Raw genomic sequence first — 17,287 nt, 5'->3', positions numbered from 1 at the left:
GCGCTGGCCGTGTACGCCGACACCCGCCGGCTGCTCGCCGAGGAGCTGGGCGTCGACCCGCGCTCCGGGCTGCGCGAGCTCCAGCAGCGCATCCTGCGCGCGGATCCGGCGCTGCACGAGCCCGCCGCGCCCCGACCCGCGGAGCACGTCGAGGTCCGGGTGCGGCCGGCGCAACTGCCGGTGTGCGTGGCGGACTTCACCGGCCGTACGGAGGTCACGGCACGGCTGGTGGGCCTGCTGTCCGCGGCGGGGCGTACGGATGTGCCGGTGGCGGCGCTCTGGGGTACCGGCGGGGTGGGCAAGTCGGCTCTGGCGGTGCGGGTCGGGCAGGCAGTGCGGCGGTTCTTCCCCGACGGGCAGCTCTACGTCGATCTGCGGCAGAAGGAGCCGGCCGGCGCGCTCGGGACGGCGCTGCGGGCGCTGGGGGTCGCCGGGCGTGACGTCCCGGACGGGCTCGCGGAGCGGTCGGCGCTGTACCGGTCGGTGCTGGACGGGCGCCGGGTGCTGGTGGTGGCGGACCATGCGCGTGACGCCGCGCAGGTGCGGTGGCTGCTGCCCGCTTCCGCGGGGTGCGGGGTGCTGGTGACGTCGCGGCGCCGGATGCTCGACCTGGCCGGTGCGCGGCTGGTGGAACTCGACGCGATGTCGCCCCGGGAGGCGCTCGCGCTGTTCACGCGCATCGTGGGTGAGCGGCGGGTGGCGGCCGAGCGTGCGGCGGCCCGGTATGTGGTGGCGGCGTGCGGTTTCCTGCCGCTGGCGGTGCGGGCGGCGGCCTGCCGACTGGCCGCGCGGCCGGCCTGGACCGTCGCGATGCTGGCCGGGCGGCTCGCGGACGAGTCGGGCAGGCTGGCCGAGCTGGAGGCGGGCGATCTGGCCGTACGGCCCGTCCTCGAGCACTGCTACACCGCTCTGGACGGCGAACAGGCGCGGGCGTTGCGGGTGTTGAGCGTCTCGGCAGACCCGTTTCTGTCCGTGTCCGCGGCGGCGGGACTTCTCGGCTGCGGACCGCAGCGGGCGGAGGACGCGCTGGAGGACCTGGTCGATGCCGGGCTGCTGATACCGATGGGTCCCGCGCACTACCAGGTGCACGTACTCGCCCGGCTGTTCGCGCTGTCCCTGCCCGCACCGTAAACCGCCGCCGGGCCGCGCCGTGAGGCGCCGCCGGGCCGGGCATGAGCGGGGGCCCGGGGGCGGTCACGGAGGCAGGGGCCCGGGGGCGGGGTGACGGGGGCGGGGTGACGGGGGCGGGGTGACGGGGGCGGGGTCACGCGTCGACGGCCACCGAGGCAGGCGAGCCACGCCTCTCCCCGGCCCCGGCCTCGGGCCCTCGGCCTTCCGGCCGCCGCGTTCCCCGGCCCCCGCGTCCCCGGGACCGGCCGCCCCTCTCCCCTCATGGCCCCCTGGTCTCCCGCTCCCGGGGTTCCCGCGCCCTCGCGCCCCGGGGCCCCCGCGCCCGTACTCTCCGGCTCCCCGTCCCCGAAGCGCCACGCGCTCCCTCGGGCCTGGCCGCTCCACCACTCCTCCAAGCCGGCCGCTCCGCCGTCCCCCGAGCCGTCACCCCCAGCACCCTCGGGCCCCTGGCGTCCGCCCTCGCCACCGCGCTCCCCCAACTGCCGCGCCCTCTGGGGCCAGCCGCTCCCCGCCCTGCCGGGCCGCCGCTTCCCGCCCCCCGGGCGGTCGTGGTGGCGGGCGCGGCAGGGCGGCGGGCGCCGCGAGCCGCCGGGGAGGCCGCCGGGGGTGCCGTGGCCGAACGGGGAGGTGCCGTGGCCGGAGGGAGGCGGGGTGCCGTGGCCGGACGAGGGGGCCGTGGCCCGTCGAGGGCGGGGGGTGTGGCCGGACGGGGGCCGTGCCCGTTCCGGGGAGCCGCTTCCTGGAGCCGGGGGTGTCGGTGTGTTCGAAATGGTGTCCTTTGTTGTCTGACGGAACGTCATTGTCCTTACGGGGGCTGTCTGACGTGCCGGAAGAGGCACACGTCACAGCACGCCGGCGGGCGTTGCCGTGTGTGTTCGTTCGTTGCTAGCTTCACTGCGCAAGTGAGTTGGAATTCCAAACTGAGAGGGGACGAACATGAGCCTCCCTGACGGCCGGACCGCCGATACCCCCGGTCCCGCAGAGGAACGACCGCGGCTCGGGGTGGTCTTCACGGTGATCGCCGCCGGGGTGGCGATGGCCAACCTGGACGTGTTCATCGTCAATGTGGCGCTGCCGGATATCGGGCACCAGTTCTCGGGGACGTCGCTGGCGTCCCTGTCGTGGGTGCTGAACGCGTACGCGGTGGTGTTCGCGGCGCTGCTGGTGCCGGCGGGCAATTTCGCGGACCGGGTCAATCCGCGGATCGCCTATCTGTCGGGCATCGCGCTGTTCACGCTCTCCTCGGTGCTGTGCGCGCTGGCGCCGGGGATCTGGTTCCTGGTCGGGGCGCGGGTGCTGCAGGCGGTCGGCGCGGCGATGCTGATCCCCTCCTCGCTCGGTCTGCTGCTGGCGACCGCGCCGCCCGAGAAGCGGCTCGCGTCGGTGCGCGGGTGGACGGCGATCAGCGGTGTGGCCAGTGCGCTGGGTCCGGTGCTGGGCGGGCTGCTGACCGATCTGAGCTGGCACTGGGTGTTTTTGGTGAACGTGCCGATCGGGGTGGCCGCGCTGCTGGGCGGTCTGCGGGTGCTGCCGCGTGTCGCCTCGCGGGACCTGCCGCGGGCGGACGTGCTGGGTGCCGCGGTGCTGACCGCGTCCATCGCCCTGGTCGCGCTCGGCCTGGTCAGGGGCGACGACTGGGGCTGGGCATCGGAGAAGTTCCTCGGCGTCCTCGTGCTCGGGGTGCTGGGGCTCATCTGGTTCACGGTGCGCTCAGCCCGCCATGCCTCGCCGGTGCTGCCGCTGCCGCTGTTCAGGTTCCGCGGTTTCAGCCCGTCCTCGTTCTCCAACGTGCTGTTCGCCGTGGCCTTCGCGGCGATGCTGCTGTCGACCGTGCTGTGGTGCCAGGACGTGTGGCACTGGTCGGCGGTGCGGACCGGGCTCGCGATCTTCCCCGGGACCCTGCTGCCGCCCGCGCTGGCCATGAGCATCGGGCCGGTCATCCACCGCTTCGGCTCCAGCGTGGTCGCCTTCACCGGGTGCGTCGTCTTCGGCGCGGGCATCGCCTGGTGGCTGGTCCTGCTGGGGCCGGACGCCGGCTACGCGGGCGGGATGCTGCCCGGCATGCTGCTCACCGGCATCGGCGTCGGCCTGACCCTGCCCACGCTGATCAGCGCCGGTGTCTCCGGCCTGCCGCCGCAGAGCCTCTCCACCGGTTCCGGTGTCATCACCATGGCCCGCCAGGCCGGCACCGTCCTCGGCATCTCGCTGCTGGTGGCCACCATGGGCTCCGGCGCCGTCCACCGGGTGGACTCCTTCGACCGGGGCTGGGAGATGACACTGGCGGCCACCGCGGCCGCCGCGGTCGCCTGCCTCTTCGTCGGCAGCGTCGGCAAGACCCCCCGCACCGCCGGACCCGCCCGGCCCGCGAAGGCCGCCCAGACCCCCGAGGGCGCCGGCGGGGCGTGAGCGGCACGCCGCCACCATCCCCCGGCCGCCCGCAAGAACAGGGGGGACAGGGGGGATGGTGACGGCTGGGGAGTGGTGACAGCGAGGGGATGGTGACGGCGGGGGGCGGCGGGGGGGGGACGGCGGCCCGCCATCCCGGACCCGGACTCCCCCGCCCGGGACCCAGACTCCCCACCCCCACCCCGGGCCCGGACCCCACCCCACCCCGGGCCCGGACCCCGCCGCCCCCGGACCCGGACCCGGGCGGGGCCCGGCTCCGACGGCCGGTCAGATCAGAAGATCTGACCGGCCGTCAGTTATTTCCGGGAACCGCGGCACCGAATTCCGGTTTTGCGCGGCGCGTTCGGCGCATGGAGAGGACGGGGATTCACGGCCGTCACATCCGTTCGACACATGGAGACATCACGGAGGCATGACGTACGCCACACCGGTAATGCCGGAACGGATCACTGACAACGGTGTCTTTGCTTCCGCGGAGGCGGACCGCCGTATTCCGTCCGCGTGTTCACGGCCCCGCACAGCGGTTTCATGCCCTCGATACACATTCCCGGCGGACGCGACCTTACCGGCGCGTAACTCTTGCGTATCCGCTGATCGCGGGGATTGCCCGGGGGCGACGAAGATTGTTATTGTCGCTCGAACAATCGAGTTGGACATTCCAACTCGACCGCGTACGACGAGTACAGAGAGCCCCTTGAGTTCGGGCTCTGCACCATTGCACCGCGAACCACGCGTCCGGCCGGATCATCTGCCTCGGACACGCTGATGCACCGCGCACCACCGGTAATTACCGAACTCGCCCTGTACCGCCCGCAAGGACACCACCCCCGTACCGCACGCACCGCATGCCCGGCTGCCGTCGAATACCCGGAGTGAGAGTGAGTCCCACCGAAACCCTGGCGGACCCGATCGACGTGATGGGCCGTCTGCTGTCCTTCGAGGGCAAACAGGACCCCTACCCGCTGTACGAGCAGATGCGGGCCCACGGACCGGTCGTCGACGTGGGCGGAGCCCACCTCTTCGTCACCGGCCACGCCGAATGCGCGCGGGCACTGCGCGACGCGGACCTGCTGTCGACCGACGCCGCCGTGCAGGACGCGCGGCTGCCCGGCTGGCGCGAACACGCCTCCTGGTCCTGGCTGACGAAGAACATGCTGTTCGCCAACGACCCGGCCCACGAGCGCTACCGGCGGTTCTTCTCCAGCGCCTTCTCCGCGCGCAGCGTTAAGGCCTGGCGGCCCCTGGTCGAGCGCCGGGCCGCGCATGCCGTCGAACGCGTCGCCCGCCTCGCCGCCGGCGGGGAAGCCGTCGACCTGGTCGCGGAGTTCTCCTTCCCCATGGCCGCCGGCGTCATCGGGGAACTGCTCGGCATCCCCGACGAGGACCACGACGGCTTCCGCGCGGACGTCGGCGACATCACGCTGACCCTGGAACCGATCCGCGACATGGGCCAGCTCACCGCCGGGGACGCGGCGATGGAACGCCTCGCCGTCTACTTCCACGACCTGGTCGCCCGCCGCCGCGCCCACCCCGCCGCCGACCTGACCAGCTCCTTCACCGCGGCCCGCGACGCGGGCGGCGAACTGAGCGAGACCGAACTGGTCGCCAACCTCATGCTGCTCCTGGTCGCCGCGACCGAGGCACCCCAGGACCTGCTCAGCAACATGGTCCGCCTCGCCCTCACCCACCCCGCCCAGGCCGAACGGCTGCGCACCGAACCCGGGTCCGCGGCCGGCTTCACCGACGAGACCCTGCGCTTCGAGCCCGCCGCCCAGATCCTGAACCGCGTCGCCTCACGCGACCTGGACTTCTTCGGCGTCAAAGTCGCCCGGGGCGTGCCGCTGACCCTGCTCATCGCCGCCGGCAACCGCGACCCGCGCCGCTTCACGAACCCGGACGTCTTCGACCCCGCCCGCCGCGACAACAGCCCGCTCACCTTCAGCGGCGGCGCCCACTTCTGCCTGGGCGCGGCCCTGGCCCGGATGTCCGCGGAGACGTCCGTACCGCTGCTGCTGCGCCGGCTGCCCGGACTGCGGCTCACCGGCGAGGCCACGTTCCGCGACCAGATCGTCCAGCGCGGCCACGGCCGCCTCCCGGTCACCGCCGGCTGACCACCACCCCACCCCCACAAGCCCCCAAAAGCCACAGAAGCCCCGGCGGTTCTCGGGGGCGGTCCCCGAGGGAGCGTCCCCTGAGGGGTCCCCGAGGCGGTTCCCCGGGCCCCCGGCAGTTCCCCGGGCCTCCGGCGGTTCCCCGGGCCTCCGGCGGTTCCCCGGGCCTCCGGCGGTTCCCCCGGGGGCACCCCCTCTCGGGGGCGGGCCCCCGGGGGGCCCGCGCCGCCCGCACCGTCCGCGCCACCCGCACCACAGCAACGAGGGAGAGCACACTGATGGGCACGAACGTACCGTCCGACGAGGAACTCGCCGCGTCCCTCGAGGGCGGCTTCACCAGCGAGTACGCCGACGTCAACGGGGTGCGGCTGCACTACGTGAGCGGCGGGCAGGGCGAACCGCTGTTCCTGCTGCCGGGCTGGCCGGAGACCTGGTGGGAGTACCGCAAGGTGATGCCCGTCCTCGCCGAGCGCTTCCGGGTCGTCGCGGTCGACATCCGCGGCATGGGCGGCTCCAGCCGCCCCGGCACCGGCTACGAGAAGAAGAGCATGGCCGCCGACATCCGCGCCCTGGCCGAGCACCTCGGGCACGAGCGGATCAACATCGCCGGACACGGCATCGGCGCCATGGTCGCCTTCGCCTACGCCGCCAACCACGAAGCGGCCACCCGCCGCCTCGCGATCATCAACACCACGCACATCGACGACAGCTACCAGAACTTCCGGCTGATGCCGAAGCCCGAGGACACGCCCCCGCACCGCTGGTGGCTCGCCTTCAACATCGTGCCCGGCTTCCCCGAGCAGGCACTCGCCGGCCGCTACCGCCTCATGGTCGACTACATGCTCGGCCTGAGCCTGGTCAACCCCGACGCCGTCCTGCCCGCCGACCGGGAGGTCTACGCACAGCGCTACGACACACCGGAGGCGATCCGCGCCAGCCAGGGCTGGTTCCAGGCCTACCAGCAGGACATCGACGACTTCCACGGCTACGGCACCCTGTCCGTGCCCGTCCTCGGCCTCGCCTACGGCGGGTTCTACGACTACATGAACCGCGTCCTGCCCGCCTGCGGCAGCGACGTACGCGTCGTCGAGGTCAAGAACACCCGCAACTACATGGTCGAGGAACAGCCCGAGACCGTCGCGGCCGAACTGACCGCCTTCTTCGGCTGACCCCCACCCCGGCCCGGGCAGGCTCCTGTACAGCCCGCCCGGCCCCGGCCCCCGCACCACCCCCGCCCCCTTCGGCAGACGGCGGGCGGCCGTGCGGCACCCCCCCCCCTCTTTTTCCACACACTCGGACGGGACGCTGTCTTCGCATGCTGAACACTGACGGGGCGACACCGGGAGCCCTCCTGAGAAAACCGGTGAACGGGTGGCTGCAGGCGGACGCACACCTGCGCGGCTTCGGCGGATTCCACGGCGGCCTCGCCCTCGCCCTGCTCACCTCCGCGATGCGCGAACACGCCCCCGGACTCGAACTGCAGAGCGTCACCGGCCGGTTCGACCGGCCCGTCGACCCCGGCTTCACCGTGGACAGCGCCCTGGTACGGGCCGGACGCACCCTGAGCGTGGTCCGCGCCCGGGCACAGAACGAGAAGGGCACCGCGATCGAGGCGAGCGCGGTGTTCGCCCGCCGCGGCGAGGACACCTGGCAGCCCCTCACCCCCCAGGCCCCCACCGCACCGGGCCCCGCCGAGTGCGAAGTGTTCGCCATCCCCGCGGAGTTCGTACCCATCGCCACCAGCATGGAGATCCGCCCCGTCGGCACCGCCCGCCCCTACGCCGGCGGCCCGCACCCCGAACTCCTCGCCTGGGTACGGCTGACCGAGGACGACGAAGCCCCCGACCTGCTGCGCCTCGTCCTGCTGATGGACGCCCTCGCCCCCTCCTACGCAGCGATCCTGTCCACCCTCGCCGTCGTACCCACCGTCGAACTGACCGTACGCCCCGCCCCGGGACTGGCCACCGCCGCCTCCCCCTGGATCCTGCTGCGGGCCACCACCCGCACCGCCGGACCCGACGGCTGGATCGACGAACAGATCGACGCCTGGACAACCGACGGCACCCACCTGGGCAGCGCCCAGCAACTCCGGGTCGCCCGCACCATCTGACACCCCCCACCCCCACCCCCACCCGCACCCAGGCACCACGGGCCCCCACACCCACACGCCACACGCCACGGGCACCGGCGTCACGAGCCCCGTCACGGGCCCACACGTCACGGCCCCCGGCGTCAGAGCCCCCTACCGCGGACCCGCGCGCCACGGGCCGTGCACCCGGGAGCCCTCGCGTTCCCCCGGCCTCACGGCCTCACAACCTCGGGCCTCACGGCCTCGGGACCTCGGGCCCCGCGGTCTCGGGCCCCGCGGCCCCGGGCCTCACGGTCTCGGGGCTCACGGTCTCGAAGGCTCGGGGCCTCGGGCTCAGGGCCTGGAGACTCAGGGGCTGGGGGGGCTTGGGGGTTGGGGGTTGGGGTTGGGGTTTCGCCCGCAGATCACGCACGTGTCCCACACGCAGACCGACCCGGAAGGCCGTATTCCTGTGAGTCCGCTGCCACCGTCCGACCACACCTCGCTGGTCCACGTCCTCGAACACCGCGCGACCCGGACACCCGACCGGCTCGCGTTCCGCTTCCTGCCCGACGGGACCGGCGACCACCCGATCGACTGGACCTACCGCGAACTCGCCGACCGCGCCGGCGCGGTCGCCGCCCACCTCAGCGAACGCGGCCTCACCCAGGGCCACGTCGTCCTCGCCCTGGACCCCGGACTCGACTACGTCGCCGGACTCTTCGGCATCATGCAGGCCGGCTGCACCGCCGTACCCTGCTTCCCGCCGTTCGGACGACGCGCCACCGCCCGCTTCCTGTCCGTCCTCGACGACTGCAACCCACGCGCCGTCCTGACCGACCCCCGCTTCGCCGGACAGGTCGAGCAGTTCCACCAGCAGCTCACCCCCACGACCGGACACCCCCAGTGGATCTTCCCCGAACCGGACTTCTACCAGCCCTCGGGCAACGGCGAGATACCGCTGCGGGTGGTGGAGCCGGCGCTGATCCAGTACAGCTCGGGATCGACCGGCGACCCCAAGGGCATCGTCCTGACCCACGAGAACCTGCTCAGCAACTGCCGGGTCCTGGACACCCACATGGGCTACGAGGAGGACCGCGTCGGCTGCTCCTGGCTGCCCCCCTACCACGACATGGGCCTGATGGGCACCATCATGCTCGCCCTGCACGGCGGCTGGCCCCTGGTCATGCTCTCCCCCATCCACTTCGTGCAGGACCCCTACCGCTGGCTCAAAGCCATCACCGACCACAAGGTCACCATCTCCGTCGGCCCGAACTTCGCGTTCGACCTGTGCGCCCAGAACATCACCGACGAAGAACTCACCACCCTCGACCTCAGCCGCCTGCGCCAGGTGTTCTGCGGCAGCGAACCCGTCTCCGGCAACACCATGGAACGCTTCGAGGAACGCTTCGCCCCCGTCGGCTTCGACGCGGGCAGCCTCATCCCCTGCTACGGACTCGCCGAAGCCACCCTCTTCGTCTCCGGCAAACCCGAAGCCGCCGACACCATCCGCACCGAACAACTCGACAAGAACGCCCTCGAACAAGGCCACGCCCGTCGCACCGACAACAGCGACGGTGGCGGCGAGGGTGCGGTGGACGCCGGCACGGTGAAGGTCGTCAGCTGCGGAATCGTCGCCGACGGCCACGAGGTCCTCATCGTCGACCCCCACACCCTCACCCCCCTCACCGACGGCGAGACCGGCGAGATCTGGGTCCACGGCACCAGCGTCGCCGCCGGCTACCTCGGACGCCCCGAACTGACCGCCCGCACCTTCGGCGCCCGCCCCGCCCATGCCGCCGACGACAGCCGCACCTACCTGCGCACCGGAGACCTCGGCTTCCTCCTCGACGGGGAACTCTTCGTCACCGGACGCCTCAAGGACCTCATCGTCATCAGCGGCCGCAACCTCCACCCCCAGGACATCGAACACTCCGTCCTGCGCGCCCACCACGACCTGCGCCGCATCGCCGCGTTCGCCCTGCCCAACGCCATACGCGACGAGGAAGAAGTCGTCCTCGTCGCCGAATTCCGCGGCACCGCCAAAGAATTCGCCGCCCAGGAGAAAGAGATTCTGGAACGGGTCACCGCCGCGGTCACCGAGGACCACGGCGTACGCCCCGGCCGCATCCACATCGGACCCCCCGGATGCGTCCTGATGACCACCAGCGGCAAAGTCCGCCGCCGCGACACCCGCAAGGCCTACCTCGACGGCACCCTCAAAACCTTCCCCGCACCCGCAGACACCGCGACGGCCGCAGCCCCGGCGGGGGTGTCATGAGCAGCGCCCGCACCGGGGCCGGCCAGGCACCGCCCCGCACCACCGCGGCCCCCGCCCAGATCGACCGGCAAGCCCGCAGACTCGCCTGGGTCACCGTCGGCGTCCCCACCCTCGGCACCGCCGCCGCGATCGTCTTCGCCGCACACTACGGCTTCACCTGGACCGACGCCCTGCTGCTGGCCGTGATGTACGCGATCACCTCACTGGGCGTGGAGGGCGGCTTCCACCGCTTCTTCTCCCACCGCTCCTTCACCGCCGGCCCCGTCGTCACCACCCTGTGGGGCATCGCCGGAAGCATGGCCGCACAAGGCCCCGTCGTGTTCTGGGTCGCCATCCACCGCCAGCACCACGCCTTCACCGACCGCGACGGCGACCCCCACTCCCCCCGCCCGCTCGGGCCCGGCACAGCGGGACGACTGCGCGGATTCTGGCACGGACACGTCGGCTGGCTCTTCACCGTCCAACGCCAGGACTGGGCCCGCCGCGCCCCCGACATGGTCCGCGACCGCCTCGTCATGCGCCTCAACCAGTACTACTTCGCCTGGGTACTGGCCGGCCTCGCCCTGCCCGCACTCGCCGGGTGGCTGCTGTCCGGAGGGACAGCACGCGGCGCGGTGGGCGGACTGCTGTGGGGCGGACTGGCCCGCATCTTCCTCCTCGACCACGTCACCTGGGCCGTCAACTCCATCGGCCACACCATCGGCCACCGCCCCTACCCCACCCGTGACACCAGCCGCAACGTCGCACCCCTCGCGGCGATCTCGGTCGGCGGCTCCTGGCACAACAACCACCACGCCCGCCCCTCCCTCGCCCACAACCGCCACAACCTCCTCCAGATCGACCCCACCGGAGCCGTCATCCGAGCCCTCGACGCCATCGGACTCGTCCACGACGCCCGCTACCCCGAACGCATGCGCCACCACACCACCACCAGACACCGAACCCCACACCCACCAGACAACCCACCCGACCCGCACGCACCCGCACCGGACCCCACCACGCGCACACCGGAGCAGTCCGTGCCCGCACCGGATCACACGGTGCGCGCCCCGGAGCACATCTCGCACCGAGAGGAAGGGAGTTGACGATGTCCGCGACCGCGGCCGCGAACGCCGTCGTCAGGCTCGATCCCGTCAGCCTGCGGATCAAACGGTTCTCCGCCCTGACCACCATGACCCTGCCGCTGATCGGAACCGCGGCCGCCGCATACCTGCTGTGGAGCGGCCACTACACCGCGACCGACCTGTGGCTCTTCGCCGCCATGTACTTCGTCCACATGTTCGGCATCACCGTGGGATTCCACCGCTACCTCGCCCACAAAGCCTTCAAGACCTCACCCGTCTTCGAAGCCGTCATGATGATCACCGGATCCATGGGCGCCCAGGGCCCCCTCATGTTCTGGGTCATCACCCACCGCCGCCACCACCGCTTCAGCGACCAGGAAGGCGACCCCCACTCCCCCAACCTCCACGGCTGGGCCCTCAAAGCCCGCATACGCGGCCTGTGGTACGCCCACATGCCCTGGATGCTCAGCCCCGAAGCCAGCAAAGTCACCGTGTTCGGACCCGACGTCCTGCGCAGCCGGCGCCTGATGTACTTCAACCGCACCTACCCCCAATGGGTGCTGCTGGGCCTGGTGCTGCCGGCCGTGATCGACTTCGCGGTCGTACGGACCCCGATGGCGCTGCTCGGCGGTCTCGTCTTCGGCGGTCTGGCGCGGATCTTCGTCGCCAACCAGGCGGCCTGGTGCGTCGGCTCGGTCTGCCACGCCTTCGGTGGGCGGCCCTTCAACAACGACGACCACAGCGCCAACAACTGGCCCGTCGCCCTGTTCACCTTCGGCGAAGGACTCCAGAACAACCACCACGCCTTCCCCGGCTCCTACCGCCACGGCGTCACCTGGTGGGAACCCGACCTCAGCGGCTGGCTCCTCATGGCCCTCGGCCGCCTCCGCATCGTATGGAACCTCCGCGAACCCGACAAAACCACCATCACCCAGCGCAGGCAAGAAGCCAAAACCACCACCTGACACCCCACCGGGCCACACACCCCCACCACCCGCACCACCTGCACACGACACCGCAAGCACAACGCACCACCCGGCACAGGCGATACAAGGCCCCACCCGGCACAAGGCCAGTACGAGGCAGTACGACGAGGAAAGGCACACCATGTTCAACCGCAAGAAGGTCCAGCGTCCCCAGGGGCCCCTCACCGAGCAGGCCCTGCGCCAGTGGCTGGTGGACTACCTGGTCGTCCACGTCGAGATACCCCGCGAGGACATCGACACCGCCAAGACCTTCGAGGCCTACGGCCTCGACTCCCGCGTGGCCGTCCAGGTCTCCGGCGCCCTGGAGAAAGTCATCGAACGCCGCCTCTCCCCCGGCCTCCTGTACGAATACCAGTCCATCGACGCACTCACCGCCCACCTCACCGCCGAACTCAAGCTCTGACGCCGAAAGGACACCGACCACCATGGGGGCATTCGACTTCCCTTCGGCACCGGAGGAGAACTTCCGGGCCTTTATGCGCCAGGCCGAACAACTCGAAGGCGAACGCCTGGCCGGCGCCATACCCAAGGAATACTTCGAACCCCGCGTCGGCCGCGGACTGACCGGATTCGCCGTCAGCTGGCTGCTGTACGCGGGCGCGATCGTGGGCGTGGCGTACGCGCCGAGCCCGCTGCTGTGGATCCCGCTGTGGATCGTGGCCGGACTCGGCGGCTGGGGGCTGCACTGCATCGCCCACGACTGCGGACACGGCTCGTTCTCGCGTTCACGCAGGTTCAACCACGCGATCGGGCACATCTCCCTGCTGCCGCTGCTCTACCCCTTCCACGCCTGGCGGCACGTCCACAACATGCACCACTCCAGCACCAACCATCTGGAGTTCGACACCGACTGGCGCCCCGTACCCGCCGGCATGTTCCAGCGCATGTCCCTGTGGGACAAAACCGTCTACGTCTCCACGCGTACGTGGGCGTTCTGGGGCGGCACCATCAACTACTGGGCCGAGTCGGCGCTGCGTCCGGGGTTCTTCCCGAAGGCGGGCCAGCGGCGCGAGGTGCGGCGCTCGATGCTGTTCGTCGCCGCGGTGGCCCTGCCCTACGCGGCCGTGCTGGTGTACTTCACCGGGTTCACCGGACTGCTGATCTACCTCGTCGCCCCCTGGATCGCCACCCACGCCTGGTTCAGCGCCACCACCCTCATGCACCACAGCGCCAGCGACATCCCCTACCTCACCGCCGAACACTGGACCCGCAACGCCAGCCGCCTCCTCGTCACCACCGACTACGTCTACCCCCGCTGGCTCCTCTTCCTCACCCACAACATCTCCATCCACACCGCCCACCACGTCGCCCCCGTCATCCCCTACTACAACCTGCCCAAAGCCCAGGCCACACTCAAAGCCCGCTACCCCGGCATGGTCCGCGAACGGCGCTTCTCCTTCCACCAGATGTGGGACATCGTCCGCCACCTCCACTTCTACGACACCGAAACCGGCTTCTACGCCGACCTCGCCCACAACAAAATCCAACCCACCCCCACCCCCACCGCCCCCGTCGAGGGCGCCCAGTGACCAGCCCACGACTGCGCCGACACGCGCACACCGCCCTGAGCGCCCTCGCGCCCGGGGCGGCCGCACGCTGGGCCACCAGCATCTTCAGCAGCACCCGCACCTACGGCCTGCACCCCGACAACACCCTCCCCCTCGGCGCGACCCCGTTCACCGTCCACGGCAACAAAGACGTCACCGACGGCTTCCTCTGGAACGAAAACGGCCACGGCAGCGCCCTCCTCGTCCACGGCTGGGCCGCCAACAGCAGCAGCATGCACTCCCTCGTCCCCCCACTACGCAACCAAGGCCTACGCGTCGCCGCCTTCGACGCACCCGCACACGGCGCCCGCACAGGCAACCAGGCCACCATGACCCAGTACACGCAGGCCATCGGCGCAGTCCTGGACACCCTGGGCGACGTAAAAGTCGTCGTAGCCCACTCACTCGGATCCATCGCCGCCATCACCGCCATCGCGGAACACACCGGCCGCACACCCGAATGCGCCGTCCTCATCGCACCACCCGCCAGCCTCAGCAACGTACTCGAACGCTGGGACGGAGCCGGACTCCACCTCACCCCACCACTCCTGGAAGGCATCTACGGGGAACTGCACCGCCGCAACGGAGTACCCGTCAGCCACTGGGACCTCACCACCCGCGCAGCCGCACTCGACATCCCGACACTGGTCCTCCACGACCCCCACGACCCCCTCGTCCCCTACACCGACGCCCGCACCGTCACGGCCGGCCTGAACAACGCCCACCTCACCGACACCCACGGCGGACACACAGGCATCCTCATACACCCCACCACCACCACCCACCTCACCCACCACACCACCCAACACCTCACCACCCCACACCTGGCCACCCCCACCACCCCACACCTGGCCACCCCCAGCGGCCCGCACCCGCACCACGAAGGAACCCCATGAACAACACCCCCGGAACACGAACCTGGATGTGCCTCCTATGCGGCTGGGTCTACTACGAAACCCTCGGCCTCCCCGACGAAGGCATCCCACCCGGCACCCCCTGGGAAAACATCCCCACCACCTGGCAATGCCCCACCTGCGGCGCCACCAAAGAAGACTTCACCATGGAACAACTCTGAAACACCCACACACCCCACACCACAACAAACCAACCACCCACTGACACCTGGCTATTGGCTCAAAGGTTTCGCTCCGCACGAAACCCGTCGTTAACACTAATTTACCTGTCAGAAACACCACACCGGCGAGCCTCGATTCTGCGTGGGTCAACTGCATGTACAGGGCAGTAATCACCCTGGGCAACCTTCTTCTACTGGATCGAGGTTCGCATGTGTGGAATCACCGGCTGGGTCTCCTACCGGCGTGACCTGACGCAGCACCGCAGCGACATCGACGCCATGACACAGACCATGTCGTGCCGTGGCCCTGACGCCGCAGGCGTGTGGGTGGCACCTCACGTCGCCCTGGGACACCGGCGGCTCGCCGTGATCGACCTGCCGGGCGGTGCTCAGCCGATGACCGTGGAGACTCCCGGGGGATCAGTCATCATGGTCTACTCCGGCGAGGCGTACAACTTCACCGAGCTACGCTCGGAACTACGCCGGGCCGGACAGCAGTTTGACACCGACTCGGACACCGAGGTGGTACTGCGCGGCTACCTCGTGTGGGGCGAGAAGCTCGTGGAACACCTCAATGGCATGTACGCCTTCGCCATCTGGGACGCCCGCACCGAGCGCCTGGTGATGATCCGCGACCGTATGGGCATCAAGCCGTTCTATTACTACGAGACCGAGGACGGCGTCGTCTTCGGCTCGGAACCCAAGGCCGTCCTGGCCAACCCCACCGTCGCCCCCGTCGTCGGCCCCGACGGACTGCGTGAGCTCTTCGCCGGCGCCAAGACTCCCGGCGCCGCGGTGTGGGAGGGCATGCGCGAGGTCCGTCCCGGGGAGATCATCGTTCTCGACCGCGGGGGTATGCGCCACCACATCTACTGGCGACTGCGTTCCGAACCGCACACCGACAGCAAGGACGAGACGGTCGCGCACGTACGTGAGTTGCTCGACGACATCGTCGGGCGCCAGCTCGTCGCCGACGTGCCTCGCTGCACGCTGCTTTCCGGTGGCCTCGACTCCTCGGCGCTCACCTCCCTGTCGCAGATCCACCTCGCCCCCCAGGGTGAGACGGTGCGCAGCTTCGCCGTCGACTTCCCTGACCAGGACAAGCATTTCCAAGCCATCGACGTCTCGCCCACCCAGGACACCCCCTACGTCCACGCCGTCGCCGAACACGTGGGCTGCGACCACCAGGACATCGTCCTGGACGGGGCGGCCTTGGCCGCCCCGGAGGTCCGTCGCGCGGCTGTCGGCGCACGCGACCTGCCGAGCGGCATCGGCGACCGCGACAACTCCCTCTACCTGCTCTTCGCCGCGATCCGTCGGCATTCCACCGTGGCGCTGTCCGGCGAGTCGGCGGACGAGGTGTTCGGCGGTTATCCGTGGTTCCACGACGAACGGCGGTACGCCGAGACCTTCCCCTGGCTGGCGGGCCCGCACTCGCTGGTCGAATCGAGCGGCCAGATCAGCGAAGACCTCAAACCCGTGCTGGGCCTCGGTGACTACCTCGCCGAGAGTTACCGCACGGCCGTCGCGGAGGCCCCCGCTCTGGACGGTGAGACCGGCCTGGACCAGCGTATGCGGGTCGTCAGTTACCTCCATCTGACCCGCATGGTGCAGACCCTCCTGGACCGCAAGGACCGGATGAGCATGGCTGTCGGCCTGGAGGTCCGTGTCCCCTTCTGCGACCACCGTCTCGTTCAGTACGTCTTCAACACCCCCTGGTCCCTGAAGACCTTCGACGGCCGCGAGAAGAGCCTGCTGCGCGCCGCCACCCGGGACGTCCTGCCCGCGTCGGTCGCCAACCGCAAGAAGAGCGGATACCCGGGCACGTTCGATCCCGCCTACGTCAAGGCCATCCAGTCCCAGGGAGCCGACCTGCTGCGAACCGGGCACACGGCCACGGACCTGGTCAACCGCGAACGTCTCATCGAGGCCACCCGCCGCCCCGCCGCCGACCTGAACCAGCAGCAACGGATGCTGCTGGAACGGGCCCTCGATCTGGGAGCGTGGTTCGACATCCACCGGCCGACGGTCAAGGTCTGACCCCGGCGAGGAGCGGGCTCCGGCCCGCTCCTCCTGGAGACCACAGTCGGCATCCAAAGCCGGCGATGGCGATGGCGAGAAGTAGAGACGGGTGCCTCGGACGATTGCCTGACTGTCACCGTGACAGTCCCGGACACCGGCACCGATCCGGCGCCGGTGCTGATGTGGCTGCACAGCTGGGCCTGCCTCAGCGGCAGCGGCAGCGGCAGCGGCGAGTGGAACCTGTACGACGCCATCCGGGCCCGGGCCCAAGCCGCCCGCATCCTCGCCAGGGCCGGTCGGGCTCGGCTCCGCGCCCCCGCCTGCCGGTCGGGGACACGACCTCTGCCGGACTCCACTCGGCGGCGCCCCGATGTCGTCCGGCACGCGCCCGGGCTCCAGGTCCCGCTCGGCACCACCGCCGACGAGGCGGCGGCCTTCCACGGCCGGGCTGCTGCCGCCCGAGGACTCCGTCCGGCATGCTGGAGTACTTCCCCGGGCCGGCAGAGGTGCTGCACGCCGACGGCGGGGTGCCCATGACCCGCTGGGACGCCTTCGAGTACGTCCGGCTGTTCCGTTGGTCGCGCGGCCGGGTCGCC

13 protein-coding genes are annotated in these 17,287 nt (G+C 70.8%); all 13 read left to right on the top strand.

Annotation, left to right across the window (positions count from 1 at the left end; all coding sequences use genetic code 11):
• The coding region (locus tag AB0N90_RS19215; RefSeq protein ID WP_365198038.1) for an NB-ARC domain-containing protein at positions 1 to 1,131 on the top strand (1,131 nt) is incomplete at its 5' end.
• A 936-nt stretch (positions 1,132 to 2,067) separates the two neighbouring features.
• A complete protein-coding gene (locus AB0N90_RS19210) occupies positions 2,068 to 3,537 on the top strand; it encodes an MFS transporter (protein WP_365198037.1) in 1,470 nt (489 codons plus the stop codon).
• An 878-nt stretch (positions 3,538 to 4,415) separates the two neighbouring features.
• Positions 4,416 to 5,648, top strand: a complete 1,233-nt coding sequence (locus AB0N90_RS19205) for a cytochrome P450 (RefSeq protein ID WP_365198034.1) — start codon at positions 4,416 to 4,418, stop codon at positions 5,646 to 5,648.
• A gap of 278 nt (positions 5,649 to 5,926) precedes the next feature.
• The gene (locus tag AB0N90_RS19200) at positions 5,927 to 6,817 is read left to right on the top strand and encodes an alpha/beta hydrolase (RefSeq protein ID WP_365198031.1); all 891 of its coding nucleotides are present in this window, start codon (positions 5,927 to 5,929) and stop codon (positions 6,815 to 6,817) included.
• A gap of 194 nt (positions 6,818 to 7,011) precedes the next feature.
• Positions 7,012 to 7,758 carry a thioesterase family protein gene (locus AB0N90_RS19195; protein ID WP_365198029.1) on the top strand — a complete coding sequence of 249 codons (747 nt, stop codon included), beginning with the start codon at positions 7,012 to 7,014 and terminating at the stop codon, positions 7,756 to 7,758.
• Between the two features lie 391 nt (positions 7,759 to 8,149).
• Positions 8,150 to 9,997 (top strand): fatty acyl-AMP ligase, encoded by a 1,848-nt coding sequence (locus AB0N90_RS19190; RefSeq protein WP_365198027.1) that lies wholly within the window; start codon positions 8,150 to 8,152, stop codon positions 9,995 to 9,997.
• Positions 9,994 to 11,082: an acyl-CoA desaturase gene (locus AB0N90_RS19185; RefSeq protein ID WP_365198025.1), complete on the top strand. Its 1,089-nt coding sequence runs from the start codon at positions 9,994 to 9,996 to the stop codon at positions 11,080 to 11,082. The genes AB0N90_RS19190 and AB0N90_RS19185 overlap by 4 nt, the downstream gene beginning before the upstream one ends.
• A 2-nt stretch (positions 11,083 to 11,084) precedes the next feature.
• Positions 11,085 to 12,026 (top strand): acyl-CoA desaturase, encoded by a 942-nt coding sequence (locus AB0N90_RS19180; RefSeq protein WP_365198024.1) that lies wholly within the window; start codon positions 11,085 to 11,087, stop codon positions 12,024 to 12,026.
• Between the two features lie 142 nt (positions 12,027 to 12,168).
• Positions 12,169 to 12,450, top strand: coding sequence for an acyl carrier protein (locus AB0N90_RS19175; protein ID WP_085563742.1), 282 nt, complete (start codon positions 12,169 to 12,171; stop codon positions 12,448 to 12,450).
• A 22-nt stretch (positions 12,451 to 12,472) separates the two neighbouring features.
• Complete coding sequence (locus tag AB0N90_RS19170) at positions 12,473 to 13,576, top strand: fatty acid desaturase (RefSeq protein WP_365198021.1); 1,104 nt, start codon at positions 12,473 to 12,475, stop codon at positions 13,574 to 13,576.
• Complete coding sequence (locus AB0N90_RS19165) at positions 13,573 to 14,490, top strand: alpha/beta fold hydrolase (RefSeq protein ID WP_365198019.1); 918 nt, start codon at positions 13,573 to 13,575, stop codon at positions 14,488 to 14,490. Before AB0N90_RS19170 ends, AB0N90_RS19165 begins: the two co-directional genes overlap by 4 nt.
• Entirely contained in the window at positions 14,487 to 14,669 is a 183-nt protein-coding gene (locus AB0N90_RS19160; protein WP_365198017.1) for a rubredoxin, read from the top strand. The genes AB0N90_RS19165 and AB0N90_RS19160 overlap by 4 nt, the downstream gene beginning before the upstream one ends.
• 210 nt (positions 14,670 to 14,879) lie before the next feature.
• Positions 14,880 to 16,709 (top strand): asparagine synthase (glutamine-hydrolyzing), encoded by a 1,830-nt coding sequence (gene asnB, locus AB0N90_RS19155; protein ID WP_365198016.1) that lies wholly within the window; start codon positions 14,880 to 14,882, stop codon positions 16,707 to 16,709.
• Positions 16,710 to 17,287 lie beyond the last annotated feature (578 nt).

Origin of the sequence: Streptomyces sp. NPDC093018, assembly GCF_040684035.1 — a bacterium.
Classification (GTDB): Bacteria; Actinomycetota; Actinomycetes; order Streptomycetales; family Streptomycetaceae; genus Streptomyces; species Streptomyces murinus.
This window is presented reverse-complemented; position numbering and strand designations above follow the sequence as displayed.